This window comes from Acinetobacter chengduensis (assembly GCF_003664645.1).
GTDB lineage: Bacteria > Pseudomonadota > Gammaproteobacteria > Pseudomonadales > Moraxellaceae > Acinetobacter > Acinetobacter chengduensis.
Map to the genome: position 1 here is coordinate 1 of NZ_RCHC01000058.1, position 1,560 is coordinate 1,560.

General features: G+C 37.7%; 4 protein-coding genes. 1 reads left to right on the forward strand and 3 read right to left on the reverse strand.

Features of this window, described 5'->3' with window-relative positions; all coding sequences use genetic code 11:
- The first annotated feature begins 190 nt into the window (after positions 1-190).
- Positions 191-433, forward strand: a complete 243-nt coding sequence (locus tag D9K81_RS18135) for a hypothetical protein (protein ID WP_207667532.1) — start codon at positions 191-193, stop codon at positions 431-433.
- Here the strand turns inward: D9K81_RS18135 and D9K81_RS18140 are convergent.
- The 3 genes from D9K81_RS18140 to D9K81_RS18155 all read right to left on the reverse strand — a co-directional run bounded on the left by D9K81_RS18140 (position 430) and on the right by D9K81_RS18155 (position 1,430).
- Positions 430-633, reverse strand: a complete 204-nt coding sequence (locus D9K81_RS18140; protein WP_120376173.1) for a hypothetical protein — start codon at positions 631-633, stop codon at positions 430-432. The two genes, D9K81_RS18135 and D9K81_RS18140, sit on opposite strands and share 4 nt — an antisense overlap.
- Before the next feature lie 254 nt (positions 634-887).
- Positions 888-1,088 (reverse strand): hypothetical protein, encoded by a 201-nt coding sequence (locus D9K81_RS18150; protein WP_120376175.1) that lies wholly within the window; start codon positions 1,086-1,088, stop codon positions 888-890.
- A gap of 48 nt (positions 1,089-1,136) precedes the next feature.
- Positions 1,137-1,430 carry a hypothetical protein gene (locus tag D9K81_RS18155; RefSeq protein ID WP_121524024.1) on the reverse strand — a complete coding sequence of 98 codons (294 nt, stop codon included), beginning with the start codon at positions 1,428-1,430 and terminating at the stop codon, positions 1,137-1,139.
- Positions 1,431-1,560: the final 130 nt, after the last annotated feature.

The following is a 1,560-nucleotide window of genomic DNA, read 5'->3' on the forward strand; positions in this document are numbered from 1 at the left end:
ATCTGCGATGTGGAGCAGTTGTAGGCGTAAGTTTTGAATTTCCATTTTTTATCTCTGTGGTTGGGGTGTGTGAGATGTAATTTAGTATTTACTAAATAATTAGTCAATAGTTTTGCTAAATAAAATTAGTAATTAATTTAGTAAATGATAATATAGACAAAAGAAAACCCGATTATCAAAGGTGATAAAAATGAGTTTAGGTGGTGAAATACATGAATGGCGCAAGCAGTTGGTTGAAAAACTACTGCTGAATGGTGTAAGAGCTGAGGATTTGGAGGGGCAGGTGAGTGCGGCTGAGTTAGCTGTGTTTGGTAGTCACACGATTGAGACAACCATTAAGCATTCAATCAAGCTTACACCTAAGCTAAAAGCCACTCTCCTTGAATTTCAAGAAAAGAATGGCTGTTTTTTAGATATCAGCGCAAAAGGTTAACGACCAAAAATTGGAATGTCAGAAACATCTACAGCAGGCGGATTGGCTTTAGCAACAGCCTCCTTAATTTGTTTTTCTGATTCAAGATAGGTTTTCACCCAAAGATCAGCGCTTTTAAAGTTAATGGTTTGAGGGTTAGTATCAGCAATAGTTGCCTTAGTAAGCTCTAACGCTAAAGCTTCTATAATTTCAGGTTTCATATTTTCTCCGGTATTTATGGATGTTTGAGAACAATGTTGGTGCAGAGTCTCATCTTCATAATATCAGGGAAAATATGGATTTATAAAAAAGAAAACCCACCGTGGTGGTGGGTTGGAAGGAGTTCTAAGATGAATCGAAGCCAAGAAGATATAAAGATGGAGCTAACATTAGCTCTCATCAAATCTGGCATGCAGGATCCAGAATCAATCAATCAAGCAGTTAATAGCATGTATATCAATGTTATTAAGCGCACTCAACCTTCATAGCTTCTGAGTAATACAGTTTTTAGGCACTTTGAATAAAGCCGTAGATAGTACTCTCTGGCAAACTCTTGTCCTTGAGCTTCTTTACTTTCTGCGTTTGCAATAATTTTCATCAGTTCTAAAGCCACCAGCTCAACAGACCCATCAAGAGGTGTGTCTATTTCAAATTTATCAGTTCTTCCGGTATCCATTTTCCTCTCCACCCGATCTGTTCTAAAGGACTGCGTCGGGTTCGCAGTTTAAATTTCTTCTTGTCCTGCAAGCTCAATTCTAGAAAGAAAATCGAGAGGGATGCCAATACTTTCACCCGTTATTGTTTCAAAGTGAACCCACACCGCAGTTGCTTCATTCTCGAAGTTTATGCTGGTTAATTTCACTAAATTGTATGATTTCGCATTATTTTTCATGTGCACATTAAAGAGAGAGCCAATGTCCCAGACATAAGAAATAAGCTTTTGGTTTATGGCGACCTGTTCATTGCTTGTTAATTCTCTATACAAATAAAGTTCAGGCATTTCATACTTGTCATTCATTACCACATCCTCTTAATCAGAATACTTCTCTAAAAATTCATCAACCCATCCCTGTGCTACCTCAAGATTGGTTATGTCGGCTAACTTTAGATTAGTACCTTCGGCCTCGTTAAAACCCTCAATAATGGCT

Coding starts and splice junctions, on each gene's coding strand:
- D9K81_RS18150 (WP_120376175.1), bottom strand. CDS start 1,088: ATGGATACCGGAAGAACTGATAAATTTGAAATAGACACACCTCTTGAT.
- D9K81_RS18135 (WP_207667532.1), top strand. CDS start 191: ATGAGTTTAGGTGGTGAAATACATGAATGGCGCAAGCAGTTGGTTGAA.
- D9K81_RS18155 (WP_121524024.1), bottom strand. CDS start 1,430: ATGAATGACAAGTATGAAATGCCTGAACTTTATTTGTATAGAGAATTA.
- D9K81_RS18140 (WP_120376173.1), bottom strand. CDS start 633: ATGAAACCTGAAATTATAGAAGCTTTAGCGTTAGAGCTTACTAAGGCA.